This window comes from Chitinophaga fulva, assembly GCF_012927205.1.
Classification (GTDB): domain Bacteria; phylum Bacteroidota; class Bacteroidia; order Chitinophagales; family Chitinophagaceae; genus Chitinophaga; species Chitinophaga fulva.
On record NZ_JABBGC010000001.1, the window covers coordinates 1,861,004 to 1,884,967 of the forward strand.

General features: G+C 48.7%; 20 protein-coding genes. 8 read left to right on the top strand and 12 right to left on the bottom strand.

Annotated elements, in window-relative coordinates:
• Nucleotides 1–472: 472 nt before the first annotated feature.
• Both HHL17_RS07800 and HHL17_RS07805 read left to right on the top strand, forming a co-directional pair.
• Complete coding sequence (locus HHL17_RS07800) at nt 473–3,526, top strand: SusC/RagA family TonB-linked outer membrane protein (RefSeq protein ID WP_169224180.1); 3,054 nt, start codon at nt 473–475, stop codon at nt 3,524–3,526.
• A 23-nt stretch (nt 3,527–3,549) separates the two neighbouring features.
• Nucleotides 3,550–4,950 (top strand): SusD/RagB family nutrient-binding outer membrane lipoprotein, encoded by a 1,401-nt coding sequence (locus HHL17_RS07805; protein ID WP_169224181.1) that lies wholly within the window; start codon nt 3,550–3,552, stop codon nt 4,948–4,950.
• A 69-nt stretch (nt 4,951–5,019) separates the two neighbouring features.
• On the opposite strand, the gene guaB is transcribed toward HHL17_RS07805, so the two are convergent.
• Both guaB and dprA read right to left on the bottom strand, forming a co-directional pair.
• A complete protein-coding gene (guaB, locus tag HHL17_RS07810) occupies nt 5,020–6,492 on the bottom strand; it encodes an IMP dehydrogenase (protein WP_169224182.1) in 1,473 nt (490 codons plus the stop codon).
• 131 nt (nt 6,493–6,623) lie between these two features.
• Nucleotides 6,624–7,724, bottom strand: coding sequence for a DNA-processing protein DprA (gene dprA / locus HHL17_RS07815; protein ID WP_169224183.1), 1,101 nt, complete (start codon nt 7,722–7,724; stop codon nt 6,624–6,626).
• Between the two features lie 90 nt (nt 7,725–7,814).
• On the opposite strand from dprA, the gene HHL17_RS07820 reads away from it, so the two are divergent.
• A complete protein-coding gene (locus tag HHL17_RS07820; RefSeq protein WP_169224184.1) occupies nt 7,815–8,627 on the top strand; it encodes a 5'-nucleotidase, lipoprotein e(P4) family in 813 nt (270 codons plus the stop codon).
• A gap of 155 nt (nt 8,628–8,782) precedes the next feature.
• Here the strand turns inward: HHL17_RS07820 and HHL17_RS07825 are convergent, their stop codons facing one another.
• The 4 genes from HHL17_RS07825 to pckA form a co-directional block, all read right to left on the bottom strand.
• Nucleotides 8,783–10,672, bottom strand: coding sequence for an OmpA family protein (locus tag HHL17_RS07825; RefSeq protein ID WP_169224185.1), 1,890 nt, complete (start codon nt 10,670–10,672; stop codon nt 8,783–8,785).
• A gap of 99 nt (nt 10,673–10,771) precedes the next feature.
• Nucleotides 10,772–11,398: a 7-carboxy-7-deazaguanine synthase QueE gene (locus tag HHL17_RS07830; RefSeq protein ID WP_169224186.1), complete on the bottom strand. Its 627-nt coding sequence runs from the start codon at nt 11,396–11,398 to the stop codon at nt 10,772–10,774.
• A gap of 36 nt (nt 11,399–11,434) precedes the next feature.
• Nucleotides 11,435–12,322 (bottom strand): bifunctional methylenetetrahydrofolate dehydrogenase/methenyltetrahydrofolate cyclohydrolase FolD, encoded by an 888-nt coding sequence (folD, locus tag HHL17_RS07835; RefSeq protein ID WP_169224187.1) that lies wholly within the window; start codon nt 12,320–12,322, stop codon nt 11,435–11,437.
• Between the two features lie 289 nt (nt 12,323–12,611).
• Nucleotides 12,612–14,213: a phosphoenolpyruvate carboxykinase (ATP) gene (gene pckA / locus HHL17_RS07840; RefSeq protein ID WP_169224188.1), complete on the bottom strand. Its 1,602-nt coding sequence runs from the start codon at nt 14,211–14,213 to the stop codon at nt 12,612–12,614.
• Nucleotides 14,214–14,543: 330 nt separating this feature from the next.
• Between pckA and HHL17_RS07845 the strand changes: the two genes are divergently transcribed.
• The 5 genes from HHL17_RS07845 to HHL17_RS07865 all read left to right on the top strand — a co-directional run bounded on the left by HHL17_RS07845 (nt 14,544) and on the right by HHL17_RS07865 (nt 19,926).
• Nucleotides 14,544–15,833, top strand: coding sequence for an aminopeptidase P N-terminal domain-containing protein (locus tag HHL17_RS07845; RefSeq protein WP_169224189.1), 1,290 nt, complete (start codon nt 14,544–14,546; stop codon nt 15,831–15,833).
• Between the two features lie 126 nt (nt 15,834–15,959).
• Nucleotides 15,960–16,727, top strand: coding sequence for a CDP-diacylglycerol--serine O-phosphatidyltransferase (gene pssA / locus HHL17_RS07850; protein ID WP_169224190.1), 768 nt, complete (start codon nt 15,960–15,962; stop codon nt 16,725–16,727).
• Nucleotides 16,728–16,870: 143 nt separating this feature from the next.
• The gene (gene purS, locus HHL17_RS07855; RefSeq protein ID WP_078668804.1) at nt 16,871–17,116 is read left to right on the top strand and encodes a phosphoribosylformylglycinamidine synthase subunit PurS; all 246 of its coding nucleotides are present in this window, start codon (nt 16,871–16,873) and stop codon (nt 17,114–17,116) included.
• 95 nt (nt 17,117–17,211) lie between these two features.
• Nucleotides 17,212–17,880, top strand: a complete 669-nt coding sequence (gene rsmI, locus HHL17_RS07860; RefSeq protein WP_169224191.1) for a 16S rRNA (cytidine(1402)-2'-O)-methyltransferase — start codon at nt 17,212–17,214, stop codon at nt 17,878–17,880.
• Between the two features lie 159 nt (nt 17,881–18,039).
• Complete coding sequence (locus HHL17_RS07865) at nt 18,040–19,926, top strand: M1 family metallopeptidase (RefSeq protein ID WP_169224192.1); 1,887 nt, start codon at nt 18,040–18,042, stop codon at nt 19,924–19,926.
• 55 nt (nt 19,927–19,981) lie between these two features.
• On the opposite strand, the gene HHL17_RS07870 is transcribed toward HHL17_RS07865, so the two are convergent.
• From HHL17_RS07870 to rsmG, 6 genes are all read right to left on the bottom strand, one after another.
• Nucleotides 19,982–21,001 carry a patatin-like phospholipase family protein gene (locus HHL17_RS07870; protein ID WP_169224193.1) on the bottom strand — a complete coding sequence of 340 codons (1,020 nt, stop codon included), beginning with the start codon at nt 20,999–21,001 and terminating at the stop codon, nt 19,982–19,984.
• Between the two features lie 166 nt (nt 21,002–21,167).
• On the bottom strand, nt 21,168–21,734 hold the full coding sequence (locus tag HHL17_RS07875) for a DinB family protein (protein WP_169224194.1): 567 nt from the start codon (nt 21,732–21,734) through the stop codon (nt 21,168–21,170).
• A 195-nt stretch (nt 21,735–21,929) separates the two neighbouring features.
• Nucleotides 21,930–22,139 (bottom strand): hypothetical protein, encoded by a 210-nt coding sequence (locus HHL17_RS07880; protein WP_169224195.1) that lies wholly within the window; start codon nt 22,137–22,139, stop codon nt 21,930–21,932.
• Nucleotides 22,140–22,160: 21 nt separating this feature from the next.
• A complete protein-coding gene (locus HHL17_RS07885; RefSeq protein ID WP_206155935.1) occupies nt 22,161–22,553 on the bottom strand; it encodes a hypothetical protein in 393 nt (130 codons plus the stop codon).
• A 16-nt stretch (nt 22,554–22,569) separates the two neighbouring features.
• Nucleotides 22,570–23,127, bottom strand: coding sequence for an RNA polymerase sigma factor (locus tag HHL17_RS07890; RefSeq protein ID WP_169224196.1), 558 nt, complete (start codon nt 23,125–23,127; stop codon nt 22,570–22,572).
• A gap of 124 nt (nt 23,128–23,251) precedes the next feature.
• Complete coding sequence (gene rsmG / locus HHL17_RS07895) at nt 23,252–23,881, bottom strand: 16S rRNA (guanine(527)-N(7))-methyltransferase RsmG (RefSeq protein ID WP_169224197.1); 630 nt, start codon at nt 23,879–23,881, stop codon at nt 23,252–23,254.
• Nucleotides 23,882–23,964 lie beyond the last annotated feature (83 nt).

The following is a 23,964-nucleotide window of genomic DNA, read 5'->3' on the forward strand; positions in this document are numbered from 1 at the left end:
AGTCAACTGGAGAGCCGTAGAAAGGAACGATGAAAATGCTGGGCTGCTGGACGCAGCCGTCAACCGAAGCATAGGAACTTGTTAGAAATTAATTAAAGGAAGACGTGGGCTGGGCGTCAGTATTATCCAGCCAGGTTACGTTACCTTACTCGTGAAGCGATGATATGGGCCCGGTCCTCCCGGACAAGGCAACACATATTGTGCTTAAAAGGTTTTTGCATCATCTAAATCAAAAAAACAACATCTAAATCTAAAACAGCGACCAATTATCTGAACACTTAAGCCAAGCGCTTAACTAGTCACCATTTCCCGGATCATCACTGTCACACAACTGGCACTACGTCCCGGATCAGGATTTTATTGTCTACTAAAACCTTTTAGTGCGTATAACTATAATGGCTATACGAACTAAGAGATGGCTATGCCATTGCTATCAGGTATCAGAAATCATCTTTCAAAATCTAAATTGCTCATGAAGAAAGGGTTATTCCTTTGGTTGTTCGTGACCATCTGTATGCTGCAGGCATACGCGCAAACACGGACCATTACCGGTAAAGTAACCGACTCAAAGGACGGTTCTCCCTTGCCTGGTGTAAACGTACTCATTAAAGGCACCTCTAAAGGCACCATTTCCGGACCGGACGGAAACTTCAAACTGGAAGCACCTGCGGGAGCATCCCTCATTTTCTCATTTGTGGGATATGCCAACCAGACAGTGGCAACAGACGCCAGCGGCAACCCGCTCGTCGTTACCCTGAAAGGCAGCAACCAGGCACTCAATGAATTAGTGGTAACGGCACTGGGCATCAAACGCGACAAACGTACTCTCACCTACGCTACACAGGAAGTAAAAGGCGCCTCCATCGTGGAAGCTAAACAAAACAACCTGGTGAATGCATTGTCCGGTAAAGTGGCTGGTGTTCAAATCACCAACTCCAGCGGCATGCCCGGCAGCTCCGCCAGGATCGTGATCCGCGGTAACAGCTCCCTCACCGGTGAAAACCAGGCCCTCGTGGTAATCGACGGTATCCCCATGGATAACGGCGAAGCTGGTAACCCGGACGGAGCCCTCAGCGGCGGCGGTACTTCTAACCGTGCTGCTGATATCGATCCTAACATCATCGAAAGCATCAACGTGCTGAAAGGCTCTGCGGCTACTGCCCTCTATGGCTCCGCAGCGGCTAAAGGCGCTATCATCATCACCACCAAAAACGGCATGGGCGCTGGCGCCGGCAAACCTACGGTTTCCGTAAGCTCCAGCTATTCTTTCGAGAATCCCATCCTGCCCAGCTTCCAGGACAAATACGCACAGGGCTCCGGTGGTAAATATGTAAATGGTAATGCGGGTCAACTCGGCTCTGCTTCCTGGGGTCCACTCATCGATACCCTGAAAGTAGGCGGCGTGCCTGTTCAAAAAAGAGATAACATCAAGGACTTCTTCCGTACCGGTCATACTACAGATAACAACGTGTCTGTAAGCGGTTTCTCTGATAAGTCCAACTACCTGGTGTCCTACTCTTTCGTGAAAACAGATGGTACCATGCCTAACACCGATTATTCAAGGCATGCACTGTTTGCCAAATACGGTATAGAGCTGGCTAAAAACCTGCGCCTCACTACCCAGTTCAACTACATTCACTCTGATAACGACCGTCTCCTGGAAGGTAACGGCCTGGCGAATCCGCTGTGGACTGTTTATGCTGCACCGATCTCCTGGAATCCGTTCCCTACCACTAAAGCTGACGGTTCCCAACAGGTTTACCGCGCTGCCCGTAACAACCCTTACTGGCTCGTGGATAATACCGGTTTGACTGATAAAGTAAACCGTATCATCCCGGTGATCAACCTGTCTTACTCTCCACTCCCCTGGTTGACCATCACCGAAAGATTCGGCGCCGATATGTATGTTAACAATACCGACTATCATGAAAATGTTGGTATCATCGGTTCCAAATCTGTTGACGGCAGATTATACAAACGCGATATCCAATACCAACAGTTCAACCATGACCTGATTGTTCAGGCACATAAGACCTTCGGTACGGACTGGACCACAGATGTGATCATAGGTAATAACATCCTCTCCAACTATAACAACAACAACTATGTGGAAGGTGTAGCACTGTCTGTTCCTGGCCTGTATACTGTTGCCAATACCAGCAATGTAAGCTCTACCTACAACCTGTATAAAAGCAGAAAAGTGGGCTTCTACGCACAGGCAAACGTAGAATGGAGAAAGATGCTGACCCTGGCACTGACTGGTCGTTATGACGGTTCATCAGTACTGTCTCAGAACAAACAGTTCTATCCTTATGGATCTGTGAGCGGTGGCTTTATCTTCACCGAAGCACTGGGGATGTCTAACAACAAAATTATGAACTTCGGTAAACTGAGAGTGTCCTATTCTGCCGTAGGTAACGACAACGTAGGCCCTTACTACTTAACCACTCCTTACATAAAAGCTTCCGTAGGCAACATCAACTTCCCGTTCCAGGGACAGAACGGTTACCTGCAAAGCACCACTTATGCTTATCCGCTTAAAAACGAAAGCGTAAAAGAATTTGAAGTAGGTCTCGAAACCAAATTCTTCCATAACAGAGCCGGACTGGAAGTAAGCTACTTCGACAGAAAAAGCGCTGACCTGTTGACTACCAGCACCCCGATTTCCGGTGCTACCGGTTATCCTTCTGCCAGCATGAACTCCGGCGATATGCGTAACAAAGGTGTGGAAGTAGTACTGAATGTGACACCGGTGAAAACTAAAAACCTGACATGGGAAATCGGTGTTAACTATACCAAAATTGATAACAAGGTTACCAGACTGGCACCCGGTCTCAACAGCATTTTCCTCGCAGGTTTCACTACTCCTGGTATCTATGCCTTTGCCGACCAGGCTTATGGCGTGATCATGGGTACACACTTCAAGCGTAATGATGCCGGCCAGATGCTGCTGAGCGATGATGGTTACCCACAGGTAGCTGACGATATCGCTGCTATCGGCCACGTAACACCGAAATGGCTGGGCGGTCTTACCAGCACCCTCACCTGGAAAGCGTTTACTTTCTCCTTTGTGCTTGATCACAAACATGGTGGCGACATCCTCAACCTGGACAACCACTACCTGCTGTTCTACGGAACGCCTAAGGTTACCGAAAACCGCGGTACCAATGTTGTATTCCCTGGTCTGATTGAAAGCACCCAAAAACAGAATACACTGTCCGTTCCTTTAACACAGGCTTATTATGCCAATATCTATTCCGCTGCGGATGAAAGCTCCATCGAAGATGGTTCTTTCCTGAAATTAAGACAGGTATCACTGGGTTACAACTTTGGCCATATGCTGAAAGGAACACCTTTTAAATCACTGGCAGTGAATGTTACCGGTACCAACTTTATCCTGCATAAAAACTATACCGGTTCAGATCCTGAAGTGAGCCTCAACGGAAGCGGCAACGGACAAGGTTTTGCCAACTTCATGGCACCTTCCAACCGTACCGTGATCATCGGTTTAAAAGCAACCTTTTAGTAGTATTTAAAAGCATAACAATCATGAGAAGATTACATATAGCCACCATATTTTTAAGCACCGTGCTGTTGGGTAGCGGCTGTAAAAAGTTCCTGGATGTCAACAAGGACCCTAATAACCCGATGGAAGTATCAGAAAAACTGATCCTTCCACCAGTGGAAGTGACAGTGTCCACACAGGTAGTAGGCGGTTTCAATGGCGTAAACGGCGCTTATTGGATGCAGCAGTTGTCCCAAAACCAGCCATCACCTGGTCAGGAAACCTACCGTATTTTTCCGGTAGATGTGGACAATACCTGGACCTTCTACATTTATCCCAACATTCTCAACAACCTCCGGTTGATGATGGACCAGGCCAGAGCTGCCGGTCATAACGAATACATGGCGATCGGTAAAACGCTGTTTGCCTTCAACCTGGCTATTGCCACAGACATATGGGGCAATGTGCCTTATACCGATGCGATGAAGCTGCCGGCTATTTCCCGCCCGAAATATGACAGCCAGGAATCGATCTACCAGGTGTTGCAATCTACGCTTGACAGCGCCATCTATTATGCCAGCCAGCCGAAAAGCGCTATTGCTCCCGGTGGAGATGACTATATCTATCAGGGTAATATGGCCAAATGGAAAAAACTGGCTTACATGCTGAAAGCACGTTTTTATCTGCGCCTGACCAAAGCGCCGGGCCATACCGCTGCTGCACAGGCAGACCTCGCCCTCGCAGCGCTGGCCAATGCTTTTGCTGATAACAGTGACAACGCTATGGTGACTTACACCGGTGCTGCACAGGCAGAAAGCCCCTGGTTTAAGAACACAGAACCAGGCGCCGGCGGTGTTGTGATGAACAAAACCTTCATCGATTTCCTGAAAAGCAATAATGACCCTCGTCTGCCGATCATCGCTACCACAGATGCGGACGGCGGTTATACCGGCCGTACCCCTGGTGCGACTACCGTTCCTGATCCCACTGTGCTGTCACAGGTGAACAGCTTCTATGCATCCGCAGATGCGCCGCTGTACCTCGCTACTTACACTGAAGCGATGTTCATCAAGGCGGAAGCCACTTTCCTCAAATCAGGCGCCGCTGCTGCCACACCGGTATACCAGGCAGCTATCAAAGCGCATATGGATATGCTGAAAGTAGGTGCAGCAGATGCACAGACTTATATCAACAGCCGCCCTGCGCTCACAGCTGCCAATGCTATACAGCAGATCATCTATGAAAAATATGTGGCGGGCTTCCTCTCCATCGAAACTTTCAACGACTGGAGACGTACTGGTTATCCGCAGTTGTCGCTGCCGGAAAATCCATTCGTGAACTACATCCCGAGAAGATGGCCTTATCCTTCCAATGAGATCCTGGCTAACCCGCAGCCAGACCAGAAGGTGACTACCGCTGACCGTGTATGGTGGGACGCGAAATAACGTTATCGCATAAACGAAAAAGACCGAAGCGATTTGCTTCGGTCTTTTTCGTTTATATACGATAATGAATTATCGGCTGTAGTTCGGAGCTTCCTTGGTGATCACCACATCGTGCGGGTGGTTTTCTTTTACGGTAGCAGCAGTGATTTTCACGAACTGTGCACCTTGCAGGGTTTTCACATCTTTGGAACCAGTGAGGCCCATACCTGCACGCAGACCGCCAACGAATTGCTGGATTACTTCAGACAGGTAGCCTTTGTAAGGTACACGGCCAACGATGCCTTCCGGAACCAGTTTCTTGATATCGTCTTCATCCTGGAAGTAACGGTCTTTGCTACCTTCCTGCATGGCTTCGATAGAACCCATACCACGGTAGGATTTGAATTTACGGCCTTCGTAGATGATCGTTTCTCCGGGGCTTTCTTCCACACCGGCGAAGATAGAACCAGCCATGATACAAGATGCACCGGCGGTGAGTGCTTTTACCATGTCACCGGTATAACGGATACCGCCATCGGCAATTACCGGGATACCCAGCTTTTTCAATGCTTCAGATGCTTCCAGGATAGCGGACAGCTGAGGAAAACCAGCGCCGGTTACGATACGGGTGGTACAGATAGAACCGGGTCCCACACCTACCTTCACTGCGTCAGCGCCTGCCTGTGCCAGTGCCAGCGCACCTTCTGCGGTAGCAACGTTACCGGCAATCACCTGCAGTTTAGGGAAAGCTTTCTTTAATTTTTTGAGTGTGTTGATCACAGCGATAGAGTGACCATGGGAGCTGTCCAGACAAACGACGTCAACACCTACGTTGATGAGGGCCTGAGCGCGGTCCAGTACATCGGGGGTAATACCCAGTGCAGCACCTACCAGCAGACGGCCAAATTCATCTTTTACGGCATTGGGATAGCTGGTCAGCTGCAGAATGTCGCGATAAGTGATCAGGCCAACCAGTTTACCTTGTTTGTTAACAACCGGCAGTTTTTCAATTTTATATTGCTGAAGGATTTTTTCCGCCTTTTTCAGATCGGTGCCTTCTGGTGCTGTGATGAGTTTCTCACTGGTCATCACTTCTGCAACAAGGCGCTTTTTGTTTCTTTCGAAACGCAGGTCCCTGTTGGTCAGAATACCAACCAGTTTGTTATTGTCATCGATAATGGGAATACCACCAATGCCGTTTTCCTTCATGAGTTTCAGCGCCTGGCCAATAGTGGCATCGGCTTTCAGGGTAACGGGGTCCATAATCAGACCGCTTTCGCTACGTTTTACCCTTCTTACCATCTCCGCTTGTCTTTCTATGCTCATGTTTTTGTGGAGAATACCTATACCCCCTTCTCTCGCCAGTGCGATAGCCAGATTGGCTTCTGTCACAGTGTCCATAGCCGCTGATACCATCGGAATGTTCAGACGTAGGTTCTTGGTGAGTTGCGTAGAGATGTTTACTTCTTTAGGCAGAACTTCGCTGTAGGCCGGCACGAGGAGCACGTCGTCAAAAGTAAGGCCGTCAGCTACAAATTTGGGTTTAGATTTTCCCGCAGGCATGATGCAACTATTAATCAGTTAAAAAATAATTGCACGCAAATGTAGCTCTATTTTGCCAATAAATAAAATATTCACCTCCAACGGCACTCCGATTGACTGTTAATATTACGTTATTAACACTTGCCGGATACTTATGCAATGAGCTCGTAACGCTGTCCCGGTAAGCTTTTGAGCACACTTTGCATTTCAAGTTTGAACAACGCCTCCGCCACCTGGCTACCGGTGAGGCCGGTCAACAGGTACAACTCCTCTACGTGCCGTGGCGACTTCTCCCGGAATAATAACATCAGTTTTTGTTCATTGTCTGATAATTGTAAAAACAATTCCCGCTGCACCACCGGCGGTTTCGACTGCTCTTCCCATCCCATCATCTGTAATACATCTGCCGCCCCGGTGATTAACATGGCTTTATTATTTTTTATAAGATGATTGCAGCCTGCTGCCTGTGGATCATCTGCCCGTCCCGGGATACAGAACACATCCCGGTGGTAACCGCTTGCCAGATCTGCCGTGATCAGCGATCCACCCTGCAGGCCGCTCTCTATCACAATAGTGGCATCACAGATGCCGGCCACGATACGGTTGCGCTTAGGGAAGTTCTGCCTGTCGGGCAGATGACCACTCATAAAATCAGTCAACAGCCCGCCCTGCGTCATCATCGCCACGGCCGTGCCCTTATGGGCCGCAGGATAAATACGGTCCAGTCCATGCGCCAGCACGCCAATGGTGGGCGTGCCCGCCTGCAAAGCGGTTTCGTGGGCCAGTATATCAATACCATAAGCCAGTCCGCTGACAACCGTCACCTGCGCGGCAGCCAGCTCTTCCGTGAGCTGCCGGCAAATACGCCTGCCATAGGCCGATGGCCTTCTGGTGCCTACTACACTCACCATACGGGCTGTATTCAGCGAAGCAGCGCCTTTAAAATACAATAGAACGGGACTGTCGTAACAGTGATGCAGCCGTTGGGGATATTCCGGGTCTGTACAGAACAAAGCCCGGATACTATATCGCTCCATAAAAAGTATTTCTTTCTCTGCTTCGCTGAAATCACGGAAACTGCGGATGGCATTGGCCCTGATACTGCCTACTGTTTCGATGCATTCCAGTTCGCGCCGCCGCGCACGGAAAATATCACTGGCACTGCCAAACGTTTCCAGCAGTTTACGGACAATCACATCGCCAATTAAAGGAATACGGGTTAAGGCTATCTGGTATAGCAACTCCTGGGGCATAACAAACAATTTCCTTTTAAATTACGATTTTCCTGTCAGCGCACATGTTGCCGGAACCATTTATTTTTGCAGTCAACAACAGTAATTTTTATGATGAAAAGGTTATGGACAGGTGCACTGCTGCTGGGAATGCTGGCCTGTAAGACAACAACGCCGGTAGCCGTGCAAACACCCGCCGCCCCGGCTACGCAACTCACGCCTTACGGCCCCGCATGGGCTGCCTTATGGCAACAACAGTCCGGCGAATACAAAGCCCTCTGCCTGCAAGCCTATCAGCTGGCGGCCTTACGGCTCGATCAGTACCTGGCACAACCCCATCATCTGCCACTGGCGGTAGTTACAGACATCGATGAAACCGTGCTCGATAACAGCCCCTATTCGGTACATCAGGCGCTTAACGGCAAAAGTTATGATGAGAAAAGCTGGGTGGAATGGACTGCCAAAGCAATAGCTGATACGGTACCCGGCGCTCCTGCTTTCTTTAAATACGCTGCCTCCAAAGGTGTGAAAGTGTTTTACATCACCAACAGGATAGAAGCGGAAAGAGCAGCTACGCTGAAAAACCTGCAACGCTACGGGTTTCCTGATGCAGATGATCAGCACCTGCTGCTGAAAACAGCCGGCTCCGGTAAAGAACCTCGCCGCCAGCAAGTGTTGCAGCAATATGAAATAGTACTGCTCTTCGGTGATAACCTCAGCGACTTTGCGGCCACTTTCGATAAAAAACCTGCTGCGGAAAGAAATGCTACCGCCCTGCAATCCGCTGCCAGCTTCGGTAACCGGTATATCGTGCTGCCTAACCCCATGTATGGCGATTGGGAAGGGGCGCTGTACAATTATCAATATAAACTCACGCCACAACAGAAAGACAGTGCGATGAAAGCACAACTGCGGAATTATTAAATATTTAGGGATTTTTTGATTTACGATTTTTTGATTTCGTGAATCAAAACAGCGGACGAAAAGGTGAAGACCGAAGCGAATCATTAACTCGCTTCGGTCTTCGTCTTTTATTAATCTGTGAAATCAAAAAATCGTAAATCAAAAAATCCCTAAATCTATTCTACGCTTACGATGCGGAATACCGTTCTCCGGTTGGTGGCGCGCCCTTCCTCTGTATCATTCGTGGCAATCGGCTGCGTTTCCCCGTATCCTTTGGAGGTAAGCCGGTTCACGGTGATACCTTTGTCTGTCAGGTATTTCACGACTGCCTTAGCACGATTGGTAGACAGTACCAGGTTGTCTTTATCGGAACCTACATTGTCGGTATGACCGGCAATTTCGATTTTAATCGCCGGGTTGTCCTGCATCAGTCTCACGAGCTTATCCAGTTCTGTGACCGACGCTGGTTCAAGGCTGTACTGGTTGCTCTGGAAGAAGATATTATGCAGGATAATGCTGGCGTTGACGGCCAGTGGCTGTAACGGAATGTTTTTCTCAAATGGTACGCCTGGGTGATGATCTTTCAGGGAGAAGTTATCGGAATAGAACAAATACCCTTTCTTATTCACATGGAAAGCATAGTCCTTTCCTACCGGCAACGGCGCCAGGAAGTCGCCGTTATCGTTTGTTTTAACAGCGGCGATCGGGTAACCTCCCTGCAGGTCTATCACGTCAATATTGGCGGTAAGCCTTTTATGGGTGGTGGTGTCGTATACATAGCCTTTTACGTAGAGGGTTTGCAGGGGGCGGGCTTCGGGATAAAGTTCGAAGCGGTAGATATCCAGTGCGCCGCGCGTGTCGGAACGGTCAGAGGCAAAATAGGCGGTTTTGCCATTGGCTTCTACCACCAGCGATGCATCTTCATCGATGGTATTGATAGGATAGCCCAGGTTGGTGGCAGGGCCCCAGCTGCCATCGGGCTGGCGGCGGGAGTAGAAAATATCCAGGCCACCATAGCCGGGATGCCCGTTGGAAGCGAAGTACAGCGTTTGTCCATCAGCGTGGATGAAAGGAGTCGTTTCTCTGCCACGGGTGTTGATATTAGGGCCGAGCCTCTCCGGAACGCTCCAGCGGCCGTTTTCCTGCCGGTGGCTCATAAAGATGTCCGCGCCGGCATCGGTTGTTTCACGGGCAAAATAAAGCGTTTGTTTATCAGCAGACAGGCAGGGCTGCGATTCCCAGTCCCGTGTATTGATCGGTGCTCCGATGTTCTGTGGAGGTGTCCAGCCGTTGAGCGTTTTCTCTGAATAGTAGATGTCGCAGCTGCCTTTGCCTTCAGGGAATTCGCAGCCGGTAAATACGAGTAACGTACCGTCCTGCGAGATGTTTTGGGCGCCTTCATTGAAGGAGGTGTTTACCGGTTCGCCCATATTTTGCGCAGGCTGCCAGCCGCTGCTATCGCGGCGGGAGATGAAGAAGTCTTCATTACGGCCATTTACGCGGCGTGTATAAATAAGTGTCTGCGCGTCGATGGTGAGTGACGGAAAGTATTCCGGGTCTTTACTGTTGATATGATCTCCCAGGTTTTCAGGATGGAAAGGCACCTGTTGATGTTGGCTGACAGCAAACTCATAATTGTCTCTGAGTCTTTCAGCGTTTTTATTCAATATTTTGCTGGTGGCAAGATATTGACTGATGACATTTAAAGCCCCCTGGAAGTCACCGGTGCCGGCGAGTGAGCGGGAGTAAGCTACCGTAACGGGTTTTAGCCCGCTGCTGTCCAGTTGTTTAAGTTTGATGAAACTTTCTTTGGCGGCAGGGTAGTTTTTCAGGTCCATGTAGCAGAGGCCCATCTGGCCATAGGCATCGGTAAAGCCGGGCGCCACTTTGATAGCGTTTTGCAGCAGGTCGATGGCTTCTTTGCTTTTGTACATGCGGACAGCATCTACTGCCTCATCAAAAAAGGCTTTGGCTTTCTTAGGGGCTGTTTCGTAAGTGACTGTCTGGGCTTGTATCTGCAGGCAACAGCACCACAAACAGGCGGATAATAACAGCGTACGTTTCATAAGTGTATCTGGGTTGTGTGACGAAGATAGAAGATTAAACGAAGAAGCCACTGCTTTCATTGCAGTGGCTTCTTCGTTTTTATTTTATCCTTGTCCTGTTTAGGGTACGTTGATGTATTTATGTACCTGTAAAGACAGGCCCCATTCGGGATGGTCTTTGATGTAGTCAATGATCAGCGGCGTCATTTCTGCGCTACGGTCCCATTCCGGCGCGAGGTACAGCTTACATTGCTTGCTGACCAGCGCGGCATATTTTTCTGCCCAGGCGAAGTCGGATTTGTTGAAGATGACCACTTTCAGTTCACTGGCCACTTTACAAACTTCTGGCAGCGGCGCCTTGAATTTTTTGGGTGACAGGGTAATCCAGTCCCAGTTACCGCTGAGCGGTGAGGAGCCGGATGTTTCCATATGGGTACGGAACCCTTTTTTATGCAGGGCTTTGGTGAGGGCGTCCAGGTTGTGCATCAGTGGTTCGCCACCTGTGATAACGGCGAGGCGGCCCGGGTGGGCAGCAGCCTCTTCCACGATGTCTGTGATCTCGCGTTGTGGGTGTTTTAAGGCATCCCAGCTCTCTTTTACGTCGCACCAATGGCAACCTACGTCACAACCGCCCAGCCTGATAAAATAGGCTGCCTTGCCCTGATAGTAGCCTTCTCCCTGGAGGGTGTAGAAGCTCTCCATCACCGGCAGGGTGCTGGTCTTGATATTTGTTGTTATTACTGACATGATTTACGGCACAAAGTTCGGGTTTTACCGCAACTTTTAGTTCATACTTCCTTTCAGGCCGATGTTGGCGTGATAGGTATTTTTCAGCAGTGCTGCGATGGTCATCGGACCTACCCCGCCCGGTACTGGCGTAATGAAGCTGCATTTAGGCGCTACTTCATCAAATTTAACGTCTCCTTTGAGGCGGAAACCGCTCTTTTTGGAGGCGTCAGCCACCCGGTTGATCCCTACGTCCACTATGACAGCGCCTTCTTTCACCATGTCGGCAGTCACAAAGTCCGGTTTACCGATGGCAGCGATGATGATATCGGCCTGACGGCATATTTCTGCCAGGTTTTGTGTGCGGGAGTGAGTAAGGGTAACGGTGCAGTTGCCCGGGTTGGTGTTACGGCTCAGCAGGATGCTGATGGGTGTGCCGACGATATGGCTGCGGCCTATTACCACAGCGTGTTTGCCGGCAGTAGGAATATTATAATGTTCCAGCATCAGCATGATGCCATAAGGAGTAGCAGGTATAAAGGCTGGTAAACCGCTAACCATTTTACCCACGTTCATGGGGTGGAAGCCGTCTACGTCTTTGCTGGGATCGATGGTGTTGATCACCAGTTCTTCGTTGATGTGTTTGGGTAAAGGCAGCTGCACCAGGATACCGTCCACATCTGCGTTTTCATTGAGCAAAATGATCTGGTCAAGCAGGTGTTTTTCGGAGATCTGTTCGTCGAAACGGAGCAGGGTGGAGTTGTAGCCACATTCTGCACATGATTTTACCTTGGATGCTACGTAAGTTTCGCTGGCGGGATTGTTGCCAACCAGTATAGCTGCGAGATGCGGTACTTTTTTACCAGCAGCCTTTAATTCAGCCACCTGAGCGGCTAATTGGGCTTTAATAGCCTCAGAAACGAGTTTACCGTCTAAAATTTGCATGTGCAAAGGTAATGAAAATGAGGAATTACGAAGATTGAATTCTCCATTAACAACAAACGGGGAAGGAAGGGGTTTGGGAAATACAGGTTAAAAGAAAACGGAAGTACAGGTTGAACGAATATTTCGCAGGCATCCGGCAAAACAAGCGGTGAGGGATAGCCACTTGTTTTGCCCGGGCATTGCGCCCGTCAGAATGCGCGATAGTGGAAATTATAAGGCAAAACTTGCATATAAATCTCCCTGCCACCCGTGGGTAGCAGGGGAAGATTTTTGATCACATAAGGGAGCATCAGATTTTTGGTGCAGCAGCGAGGATTTCTGCGTCTGCAACGGCAGCATATTTTTCAAAATTGCGGATGAACTGGGCGGCCAGGTCTTTCGCTTTTTCGTCATAAGCTGCTTTATCATTCCAGGTATTGCGCGGGTCCAGGATTTCAGCCGGAACACCAGGGCAGTTATCAGGCATGGCCACGCCGAATACCGGATGAGGGTGGAAGGTAGCGTTGTCCAGCTCGCCTTTCAGGGCGGCAGAGATCATCGCACGGGTATAAGACAGCTTGATACGGCTGCCGATGCCATAAGCACCGCCGGTCCAGCCGGTATTGATCAGCCATACGTTCACCTGGTGACGGCGCATTTTCTCACCGAGCATCTGGGCGTACTGCGCCGGGTGCAACGGAATGAAAGGTGCACCAAAGCAGGCGCTGAAGGTAGATTTAGGCTCTGTGATACCTGCTTCTGTGCCAGCTACTTTAGCGGTATAGCCGGAAATGAACTGGTACATTGCCTGACCAGGCGTCAGCCGGGAAACAGGCGGTAATACGCCGTATGCATCGCAGGTCAGGAAGAAGATGTTTTTAGGAATACCTCCGATGGAAGGTTCCAGGGCATTGTCGATATAAGACAGTGGGTAAGATACCCGTGTGTTTTCCGTAATGGTACAATCAGTGTAGTTAACAGTACTGGTGCCAGGGAAGAAATGAATGTTCTCCAGCAGGGCACCTGGGCGTACGGCCCGGAATATCTGTGGCTCTTTTTCTTCGGTGAGGTCGATGCACTTGGCATAACAACCACCTTCAAAATTAAACACGCCAGTGGATGTCCAGCCATGTTCGTCGTCACCGATCAGCTTACGGGAAGGGTCTGCACTGAGGGTGGTTTTACCGGTACCGCTCAAACCGAAGAAAATGGCGGTATCGCCTTCGTCTCCCTGGTTGGCGGAGCAGTGCATGCTCAATACCTGCTTGTCATGCGGCAGCACGTAATTGAGGATCGTGAAGATACCCTTTTTGATTTCGCCGGTATAAGCGCTGCCACCGATGATGATGGTTTTACGGGAGAAGCTCACCATGCTGAAGTTACCCTGACGGGTGCCGTCGATGGCAGGATCTGCCAGGAAACCCGGCGCCTGGATAACTGTCCAGTCGGTGTGCATGTAATCCAGTTCTTCTTCTGTGGGCCGCAGGAACATATTGTAGGCAAACAGGCTGGACCAGGGCAGTTCAGTCACTACCTTGATGTTAACCCGGTAATCCTGGTCTGCGCAGGCATAGCAGTCACGTACCCATACGTCTTTGCCGGTAAAATAGGCCGTGATTTTTTGGTACAGGCGGTCAAACACGTCTGCGGAAACGGGGATGTTAAAGTCGTTCCAGTTAACAGTGTCTGCTGTCAGTTCGTCTTTTACAATAAATTTGTCTTTGGGTGATCTGCCGGTAAATTGGCCAGTGTTGACGGCCAGCGCTCCTGTGTCGGCCAGTACTCCTTGTTTTCTGGCTAATGTCTGTTCAACCAGTTTTTCTGGAGACAGTTGGTAATATACATTCGACACATTCTCTATGCCCAGTTCCCGTAAGTCAGCAACAGGGTTCCTTACGCTACTCATTTGCATAAAAAGCAAGATTGTTTTGGTGTAACAGCAAAGCTAGGCATTTTTTGATATCGTCAAATTTTACCGGTGTTACACCACTAAAATTTAGATAAAGTACGTGGTACTTGGGGTTATTGTTGATAGATTTTTAATTTGGCTGCATTTCCTTGCAGTATTTCAAACGCTGGATGTGTGAATATAACATTAAGTATTTGCAAGGGAGTATCAGTATTTAACCGGCTCTCTCCGCTTTTTAACCAGTTTACATGAATTTAAATTTATCACACAGCGGATTCATGAAATCACAAAATTTTGGCCTAGGTTTGGAGCCTCATTTGAAATACAGACGATATGAAGAATCTGCCCTTGGACTCGCAGCTGTTTGTGAAAAACCGCGCGCGTTTTGTGGCCAAAATGCAGCCACAGTCAATAGCTATTATCAACTCCAATGATGAATTGCCGACCAACGGTGATGCGTTGCATAAGTTTAAACAAAATTCTGATCTGTACTGGCTTACCGGTATTGATCAGGAGGATACCATGGTGGTGTTGTTCCCGGACAACCCCGATCCGAAATACCGCGAAGTGCTGGTACTGGTGCGTCCTAATGAACTGAAGGAAAAATGGGACGGCCACCGCCTGCGCAAAGAAGAAGCTTTTGCTATCTCCGGTATCGCTACGGTAGTTTGGCTCGACAGCCTCGATGCCTTGCTGCAGCAGTGGATCAACGATGCTTCCAACATCTATCTGAATTCCAACGAAAATAATCGCAAAGCCAGCCTGGTGCCGGTAAGGGATTACCGCTACGCCCAGGAAATGAAGCTCCGTTACCCGCTGCACAACTACCTGCGGGCGGCTGTTATCTTCAAGGAACTGCGTGCGGTGAAAACAGCGGAAGAAGTAAAAGTGATGCAGGAAGCAGTAGACATTACGGAAAAAGCATTCCGCCGCATACTGAAATTTATCAAGCCCGGTGTATGGGAACACGAAATTCATGCTGAAATTGTACATGAATTCCTGCGCAACCGCTCCGCTGGCGAAGCTTACGGCTCTATCATCGCTTCTGGCGACCGTGCCCGCACCCTGCACTACGTGTCCAACAACCAGGAATGTAAAGACGGTGAACTGATCCTCATGGACTTCGGCGCGGAATACGGCGGCTACAATGCCGACCTTACCCGTACGGTACCGGTAAATGGCAAATTCACGGACCGTCAGCGTCAGGTGTACAATGCCTGTCTGCATCTGCATAACTACGCTAAAAGCATTCTCCGCCCGGGTATCACCATCGCTAAATACCACGAAATGGTAGGAGAGGAAGCTGGTAAGGAGTTTGTAAAACTGGGCCTGCTCACAGAAGCAGATATCAAAAACCAGGACCCCGAATCTCCGGCTTACCGCAAATACCTGTATCATGGCATCTCCCACCACCTGGGGGTAGACGTGCATGATCTGGGCCCGTCTATGCACAATCCTATTCCGGAAGGCGCGGTGATGACCGTTGAACCGGGTATCTACATCGAAGAAGAGAAAATGGGCATCCGCATTGAAAACAACATATGGCTTACTGCCAGCGGCAATGTGGACCTTTTCAAAAATATTCCTATCACTGCTGAGGAGATCGAAGCACTGATGAAATAAAAAAAAGCAGGCAATTACGAATTACAAATTAAGAATTACCGGTTCAGAAGATACTCCATGCGGGAAATACTTCTAAATTCGTATCTCTTAATTTGTAATTCGTAATTGTATTTTAAAGCCATTTGAATGCGACAACTTCCTAACATTATTACCCTATGCAACCTTTTTTGCGGTGCACTGGCCATTATTTGTGTGCTGCATGCACCGGAGTTCCGGGTGGAATTTAACGGCAATGATTATACGGTGACCAACCCGGAGCCGGTATATTGGGCTTCTGCGTTGGTGGTATTGGCGGCAGTCTTCGATTTCTTTGATGGTCTGGTGGCCCGTTTGCTGAAGGTACAGTCGCCCATGGGCAAAGAACTGGATTCGCTGGCAGATGTGGTGACTTTTGGGGTAGTGCCCGGCATGATGTTATACCGGCTGCTGCGAAGCGCCTATTACCAGATGCCCGATGCTTTTGAAGTATCCATGGTCAACCTTGCACCGGCCTTGCTGGTACCGTGTTTTGCGGCATACCGCCTGGCCAAGTTCAATCTCGATACCCGTCAGTCTGAAAACTTCATAGGCGTGCCTACACCGGCTGTAGGCCTGCTGGTAGCCTCTTTCCCGATGATCGTGCTGTACAATCCCTATAATCTGGCTCACTGGTTTCAGAATATCTGGGTACTGTATGGTATCATCGTAGCGCTCAGCTACCTGATGGTGGCGGAGATTCCTATGTTAAGCCTGAAAATAAAGGAGAAATCCCTGAAAGCCAACTGGACAAGGCTGTTGCTGGTGGTGCTGGTACTTGTCAGCATCCCCTTCCTGAACTACGCCACGGTTCCGTTTATATTCATTTGTTATGTGTTGCTCTCGCTGGCGGTGCCACCGAAAGTAACGCCTGTATAGAATTACGAATTACAAATTACGAATGCAGGGCTTGCTGGTAAAGCGTTTACTAAGTAATCTTTCATTGAGCGGACCCTCCATTCGTAATACGTAATTCGTAATTCGTAAATTTTTTTAGTAGGTTTGCGCCAAATTTTAGCACAATGACTTTTACTGCACATATCAATGTGATGCCACTGAAAGAATTATTGGACCCGCAAGGTAAAGCGGTGATGAGTGGTCTCAAAAACCTTGGCATGGGCCAGGTACAAGATGTACGGATTGGCAAACACATTACCCTGCAAATTGAAGCCGCCAGCAAGGAAGAAGCACATCAGATCGCTGAAAGTGCCTGCCAGAAACTGTTGGCTAACCAGGTAATGGAATACTTCGAAGTACAGATACAATAAAATAATTACGACATGCGAATTACGAATTACGAATTACCCGAAGCTAAGTCGGTAGTCCCTAATTCGTAATTCGTAGTCCGTAATTCGTAATTGACATGAAATTATACCTCATTCCATCTCCTATCGGCAACCTCGCCGATATTACCTACCGGGCTGTTAAAGTACTGGAAGAGGCAGAACTGGTGCTGGCCGAGGATACCCGTACCTCCGGCGTGCTCCTCAAACATTACCAGATCAACAAACCGGTAACTCCTTACCATCAACATAACGAACACAAAATTGTGCAGCACCTGCTGCAACAGCTGCAATCCGGCAAAACCATGGCCCTGCTCACCGATGCAGGCACGCCTGGTGTTTCTGACCCCGGATTCCTGCTGGTCCGCGAATGCATCCGTGCTGGCGTGCCCGTAGAATGCCTGCCCGGCGCTACGGCATTTGTTCCTGCACTGGTCAACAGCGGCATTCCTATGAACCGCTTTACTTTTGAAGGCTTCCTGCCACTCAAAAAAGGCCGCCATACCCTGTTTACCCAACTGGCCACGGAAGAACGTACCTTCGTTTTTTACGAATCGCCTATGCGACTGGTGAAAACACTGGCCGACCTGATCCAGTACCTCGGTCCCGACCGCCCCTGCTGCGTTAGCCGCGAACTCACCAAAATGTTCGAGGAAAACAAACGTGGCACCCTGCAGGAAGTCCATGACTACTTCCTCGAAAAAGGGGTAAAAGGCGAAATCGTAGTAGTTGTGCAGGGCGCTGACTGATCCCATTTTCCCATTTTTTTATTTTTTCATTTCCCCGAAATCCCCAAATCAGGAAATCCCCAAATTCAATCCCCCAATATCTAAATGATCAAATAATCAAATAATCGGGGGATAGCTATCATGAATTGTTTATTTTAGCCCGGAATAAAAATAAACTGAATGAAGCACGGGGTATTAGGAAGCTGTCTGGCCCTTACCATGATGACGGGCAGCTGGTTACAACTAAATGCACAGTCAGACCGCTGGCAACAAAGGGTAAAGTATACGATGGACGTGGCGATGGACGCACCCGCCAACAAACTGACCGGTACACAACATCTGGAGTATTTCAACAACTCCCCTGACACACTGAAGAAAGTCTTCTATCACCTGTACTGGAACGCTTTTCAGCCAGGAAGCATGATGGACGTGCGCAGCCGCGACCTGGGAAAAATCGTGCTCGGTAAAGACAAAAACGGCAATCCCCGCCAGGACTGGGATGCACGCGTACGGGACCGCATTTCCAAATTGAAACCGGATGAAATCGGCTACCAGAAAATCATCTCCCTGAAAAGAGACGGTAAAACACAAGCATTCAAAGTAGTGGAAACTATCCTGGAAGTGCCGCTGGACAAGCCTATCCTGCCACATTCAAAAGCCGTGTTCGACATGGAGTTTGAAGCACAGGTGCCTGTGCAGATCCGCAGAAGTGGCCGCCATAACGCAGAAGGCGTGGACTTCTCCATGGCCCAATGGTATCCTAAAATGTGTGAGTACGACTACGAAGGATGGCACCCCACTCCCTACATTGCCCGTGAATTCTACGGCATATGGGGCGATTATGATGTGAAAATATCCATCGATAAAAAATATGTGCTGGCTGGTACCGGTTATCTTCAGAATCCTAACCAGATCGGCTATGGCTATGAAACACCAGGCACCAAAGTAAACCGTCCTGCTGGTAATACACTGACCTGGCATTTTGTAGCGCCTAACGTACACGATTTCGTATGGGCCGCAGATCCGGACTACAAGCACATTACACAGAAAGTAGACGGTTTTACGGCGCATTTCTTCTACATCGAAAATGAAAGCACCCGCGAATCATGGCCGGAGCTGGCTAAAATGATCCCGGGAGCTTACAAGTATATCAAAGCACATTACGGGGCCTATCCTTATCAGCAGTACTCCTTTATACAGGGCGGCGATGGCGGTATGGAATACCCGATGGCTACGTTGATAATGGGCAACCGGAATATCTCTGCGCTCTATAATCTGGCGCTGCATGAATGGATGCACACCTGGTACCAGGGAATGCTGGCGACCAATGAAAGCCTCTATCCATGGATGGACGAAGGGTTTACCACTTTCGGTGAAGATGCTACCTACCATAATACGGTTGATTCTTTGAAAGAGAAAAACCCGCATGAAGGTTCTTACAATGGTTATTTCGCCCTGGTAAAAAGTCCTTTTGAAGAACCGGCTTCTACCCACGCTGATCACTTTAATACCAACTATGGCTACAGCCTTACCGCCTATTCAAAAGGCGCTGTATTCCTGGAACAGCTGGGCTATGTGATCGGTAAAGACAACCGCGACGCCGGCCTGTTGCGCTATTACAACGAATGGCGTTTCAAACATCCGAATGCTAATGACTTTATCCGTGTGATGGAGAAGCAGAGCGGTATTCAGCTGGACTGGTACAAACAATACTTTATCAATTCCACCAAACATATTGATTATGGTATTGACAGCGTATACAGCAAAGGCAGCAAAACCGTTGTGCGCCTGCGTCGCATCGGTCTGTTCCCCATGCCGGTAGATTTTATGGTGACCGATAAAAAGGGCAACCAGGTGATGCACTATATTCCGATGTCGCTCATGTTTGGAGAGAAACCAAATGAACAACCAGCGATAAAACGTATAGTCGATCCCGTTTGGTACTGGACCAACACTACCTATGAGGTGGAACTGGACCTGCCATTGTCTGAAATCAAAGAGCTGGAAATTGATCCCAGCCAGCGTTTGGCGGATATCGACAGAAGTAATAACAAAGCAGTATCCTAAAATAACTGTAGGTTATAAAAAGAGAAGACCGAAGCATTGCTTCGGTCTTCTCTTTTTATAAGGGCTGAATTTTTAGCTGTTTAAATGTTTCAGCGGTTTTTGTTTCTCCATCGGCTATCATGGTTTTAATAGCGCGGTTGATAAATTCCAGTCCGCCCATGCCGGCAGCCAGCGGCGTGTCGGGCCTTATCACATGCAGGTTTAATATCTTTTTCCCTTTGAACGGCGCTGCTTCCGGCAGGTCAAAGCACTGGTTGATCGTATCCGGCGATACGCCGGCAGCCTGTAACTGGCGCTGTATCGCTTCCAGGTACCGGAGCGATTGATTATATACCATCGGTACGGCGATATCTTTTTCAGACATATTGATAGTGGCCCAGTCCATGGTGCGTTCCAATACATCGACCAGGTTTTTAAACTGAATATTATATTCTTCCTGTGTTACCGGCGTATGCAGTACAAGGTATATGTCTGTTGCGCCCCTGTCTATGGCAAGTTTTACCGGAGCGTACAAGGGGCCGCCACCATCTGTGAGTTGTTGCAGGGGCTGGTCAGGCTCCGTAATATCTACGGGCGGCATAAACGCTGGTTGCGTAAAAGAAGCCACCATAGCGTCGCGCAGCGTATACATATCGTTGAGCTTTTTTACCGTGTAACCGTTACTGTTGGATTCGCGGTTGGAGAAATAGATGTTGCCGCCGGTTTGGAGGCTTCTGGTGGCAATAAATAGTTCACGCGGGGAGGCCATCAGTTGCTGGTAGCGGTCTTCCGTAACGATGGCATTGATCTTATGCAGTAACGGAATAATGTTATACAGCGAAAGGTGGTTATTGGCCAGTCGCTGGATAGCGTGGTTGGTAGACAGGAAGTCCGGTGTGACATTGGCGGTAAAGATCTTTTCTGCCAGTTCATTATCTCCGATGGCTGTTAGCAAAGCGATCAGCGAGCCGGTACTGGTACCACAAACGATATCGAATTGAATGTCCGGATGATGTTGCTGGATATATCTGACCACTCCTATGGCGAAGGCGCAACGGGCACCGCCTCCTCCTAATACTAATGCTGTTTTCGTCATGATAGATTTTTCAAAGAATGATGTACAGTATATACTGCTAAACTGGCATGGGGTTATGCGTATGACAATCGGTGGTCATCTCCCAAATTACAAAATCCGGGCAAGAAAAAATCAGGACAGCGGCGCGGTCCTGATCAGGCGTAAAAATAAGTTGGGTATATACTGATTAAAAGATGAGTTGTTGTAGTTGATTTTCCCAGTTATGACGTTCTAACTCATGGAATTTCAACTGTTCAAGGTGGTGTTCTGTATGATAAGCCGTGAAGTACAACATTTCCCGCATAGTGATTTTACCAAGCAGGGGATGAGGGAGGCGATACTTATCTAGCTCCTTTTCGGACCATCTGCCGAGGTTTTCCAGCAGTCTGTTCTTTTGTTTAAGGAAGGCTTCTATGAGTACGGGGCGTTGGGCGCCGTAAACAATACCGGGTTGGTAGGTGATGGTGGATTTGCCGCCATTGGCCAGCAGTTGACGATAATCTTCCACCAGTTCCTGGTAGGAGCGTGAGGGCTGGCGGCTGGTGCCGAAGTAGTGCAGCAGTATTTTCGGATATCCCATGGCGGTAGCTACCGGCCTGGACGATTTAATGAGATGTTGGAGTTGTTGTCCTGCAGACCATTTGCCATAAGGCGTAGCGGTGAAACGATGATCCGGCAATGTTTGCACGAAATCAACGAAATTATCGAAGCTGCTATTTATCTGAGAATGGATCTCATGCTGGTTCAGGTACATAGGAAATGATTTAGAGGGTGCATAAAACACAAAACCGGACGCTTCCAAACTGATACCCGGGCCACTTTGCATTCTTCCTGAAGTTACACCGGTTTTGTGACCTGTCCAATAAAATGATAGATATAAAATGTGCTAATATTTACTTTTCAGGTGCCAAACTCGATAAATTGATCATTTCTCCCTGTAAAAGTTTATTTATTCCAGTACTTCGCACAGAAAACCCTGTTGCTGTACAAAATCAATGATGATATTTTCAGCTACCCGGAGGTCACCAATTCTGAGTACCCGGTCGCAGTCATCAAGGTCCACGTGGCAGCTGGCTACCTCAAAGCTGGAGGTAATAGCTTGTATCATGGCTTGTTTTTCCTGCATACTCCTGATATTGGTTTTGAAGATGCCTATCATAGCGGAATAGATTTAGTTGGGTTATACTTGTTTGTCCTCTTTTTCTCCGCGGTCTTTCTGCTGGTCAAATTCTTCCTCGCGCCAGTCAAACCGGCGGGGATCACAGTACTGGCGGAAGCGTTGCTTCATTTTTTCCCGTTGTTCGGGTGTCATGTTGGCCAGTTTTTCCTTCCATTCTTTGCGTTGGCGCCATCCGCCCCATCTGCCGCCGCCGCCCCAGCCGCCTTTGTGGCCATGCCAGCCAAAGAGCAGTTTGCCGAGTACGAGCAGGCCGAGGGCTTGCCAGTAGGAAATAACCGGACCATGGAAAAGCTCTGGTATCAGGTTGTTCCATAATACTTGTGTGAGTAGGATGACAAGGGCAAAAAAGATGATGCCTAAGAAAATCAATCCTATTTTTTTGATGGGTCGCATATCTTGAATAATTTGTTTAGTTATTAAATAGTTCCTGATAAAGTTCTGCCAGCCGTTCCCGCAGATACAGTACTGCGTAGCGTTTCCTGGACAACAGCGTATTGACGCCGATGCCTGTTTCTTCGCTCATTTCTTTAAATGATTTGCCTTCCAGTTCGTGTTGCAGGAAGACCTGTTTTTGTTCGGCAGGTAATTCATCGATCGCCTGTGTAATAGCTTCCGATATGATCTTCCGTGTTAGCGGGGTGTCGGCCTGTAAGTTTTCATCAGCAAGGATTTCCGGTAGAAAAAGGACTTCTTCCCCTTCTATTTCGCGCGTAAAGTCGGTGAAAGGTGTTTCTTTTTTCTTGCGGAACCAGTCGGTGATACGGTTGCGCGTTACAGCAAAGAGCCAGCCCGTGATGGAGTCTATCTGGCTGCCGAGGCGCAGGTATTCGGTGAACTGGTACAGTACGTCCTGCAATATGTCCTCTGCATCCGACGCGTTATTAACACGCTGACGGATGAAGTGCAGTAAACGCTTGCGTTCCTGCTTTACCGTAGCCTGTATGCGTTCGTTTTGCTCTTGGGCCATTATGCTGTTTGTGAGGAGCAACTGTTTCATCGTAATAAGGAAGACGAAACAGTAAAAACGATATTTTATTTTTCGTAAAAAAAATATCAGGGGCAACAAAAACGGCATTCATGGCGGTTATTCCTCAGCTTTTAACCATCACAATGTATTTCTCCTTAAAGCTTTCTTCCGGAAAAATATCATAAATATCTATTAACCGCGGTTTTACGCCGCTTTCAGAGATTTCCTGTGCCAGATCGCCGCCTTTTAGGCATATCAGTCCTTTTTCAAACTGCTTGCCGGGCACAGTTGATTTTTTCAGCAGGGGCTTGCTCCACCGCCAGAGGTCGGCCAGCGGGGCTACTGCCCTGGATACAACGATATCGAATTTACGGTTTTTAATTTCTTCCACGCGGCTATGTGCGCTGGTCACGTTTTTCAGGCCGAGGGCTTCCGCAACGCCCTGTACTACCTTGATTTTTTTACCGATGGAATCTACCAGGTGAAACTGTACTTCCGGGAAAAAGATGGCCAGCGGAATGCCAGGGAAACCACCGCCGGTGCCCAGGTCCAGTATCTGGGTGCCCGGCTGGAAATCTGCGATGGCCGCTATGCTCAGGGAATGCAGCACATGCCGCTCATACAGGGAATCAATGTCCTTCCGGGAAATCACATTGATCTTCTCGTTCCATTCCTCATACAATCCTTTCAGAGCTTCCAACTGTTGTGTCTGAGCAGGCGTAAAATCGCTGAAATACTTTAAAATAATCTCCATGGCGCAAAAGTAAAGAATTGACCCTTATAAAACGACGAATGGCGGAGTATCTCCGCCATTCTGTTATCATTTCAGGTAGATGA

What these genes read in the sequence shown, in the direction of transcription:
- HHL17_RS07800 (WP_169224180.1), top strand. Translation starts at nt 473, where the DNA reads ATGAAGAAAGGGTTATTCCTTTGGTTGTTCGTGACCATCTGTATGCTG.
- HHL17_RS07805 (WP_169224181.1), top strand. Translation starts at nt 3,550, where the DNA reads ATGAGAAGATTACATATAGCCACCATATTTTTAAGCACCGTGCTGTTG.
- guaB (WP_169224182.1), bottom strand. Translation starts at nt 6,492, where the DNA reads ATGCCTGCGGGAAAATCTAAACCCAAATTTGTAGCTGACGGCCTTACT.
- dprA (WP_169224183.1), bottom strand. Translation starts at nt 7,724, where the DNA reads ATGCCCCAGGAGTTGCTATACCAGATAGCCTTAACCCGTATTCCTTTA.
- HHL17_RS07820 (WP_169224184.1), top strand. Translation starts at nt 7,815, where the DNA reads ATGATGAAAAGGTTATGGACAGGTGCACTGCTGCTGGGAATGCTGGCC.
- HHL17_RS07825 (WP_169224185.1), bottom strand. Translation starts at nt 10,672, where the DNA reads ATGAAACGTACGCTGTTATTATCCGCCTGTTTGTGGTGCTGTTGCCTG.
- HHL17_RS07830 (WP_169224186.1), bottom strand. Translation starts at nt 11,398, where the DNA reads ATGTCAGTAATAACAACAAATATCAAGACCAGCACCCTGCCGGTGATG.
- folD (WP_169224187.1), bottom strand. Translation starts at nt 12,322, where the DNA reads ATGCAAATTTTAGACGGTAAACTCGTTTCTGAGGCTATTAAAGCCCAA.
- pckA (WP_169224188.1), bottom strand. Translation starts at nt 14,213, where the DNA reads ATGCAAATGAGTAGCGTAAGGAACCCTGTTGCTGACTTACGGGAACTG.
- HHL17_RS07845 (WP_169224189.1), top strand. Translation starts at nt 14,544, where the DNA reads ATGAAGAATCTGCCCTTGGACTCGCAGCTGTTTGTGAAAAACCGCGCG.
- pssA (WP_169224190.1), top strand. Translation starts at nt 15,960, where the DNA reads ATGCGACAACTTCCTAACATTATTACCCTATGCAACCTTTTTTGCGGT.
- purS (WP_078668804.1), top strand. Translation starts at nt 16,871, where the DNA reads ATGACTTTTACTGCACATATCAATGTGATGCCACTGAAAGAATTATTG.
- rsmI (WP_169224191.1), top strand. Translation starts at nt 17,212, where the DNA reads ATGAAATTATACCTCATTCCATCTCCTATCGGCAACCTCGCCGATATT.
- HHL17_RS07865 (WP_169224192.1), top strand. Translation starts at nt 18,040, where the DNA reads ATGAAGCACGGGGTATTAGGAAGCTGTCTGGCCCTTACCATGATGACG.
- HHL17_RS07870 (WP_169224193.1), bottom strand. Translation starts at nt 21,001, where the DNA reads ATGACGAAAACAGCATTAGTATTAGGAGGAGGCGGTGCCCGTTGCGCC.
- HHL17_RS07875 (WP_169224194.1), bottom strand. Translation starts at nt 21,734, where the DNA reads ATGTACCTGAACCAGCATGAGATCCATTCTCAGATAAATAGCAGCTTC.
- HHL17_RS07880 (WP_169224195.1), bottom strand. Translation starts at nt 22,139, where the DNA reads ATGATAGGCATCTTCAAAACCAATATCAGGAGTATGCAGGAAAAACAA.
- HHL17_RS07885 (WP_206155935.1), bottom strand. Translation starts at nt 22,553, where the DNA reads ATGCGACCCATCAAAAAAATAGGATTGATTTTCTTAGGCATCATCTTT.
- HHL17_RS07890 (WP_169224196.1), bottom strand. Translation starts at nt 23,127, where the DNA reads ATGGCCCAAGAGCAAAACGAACGCATACAGGCTACGGTAAAGCAGGAA.
- rsmG (WP_169224197.1), bottom strand. Translation starts at nt 23,881, where the DNA reads ATGGAGATTATTTTAAAGTATTTCAGCGATTTTACGCCTGCTCAGACA.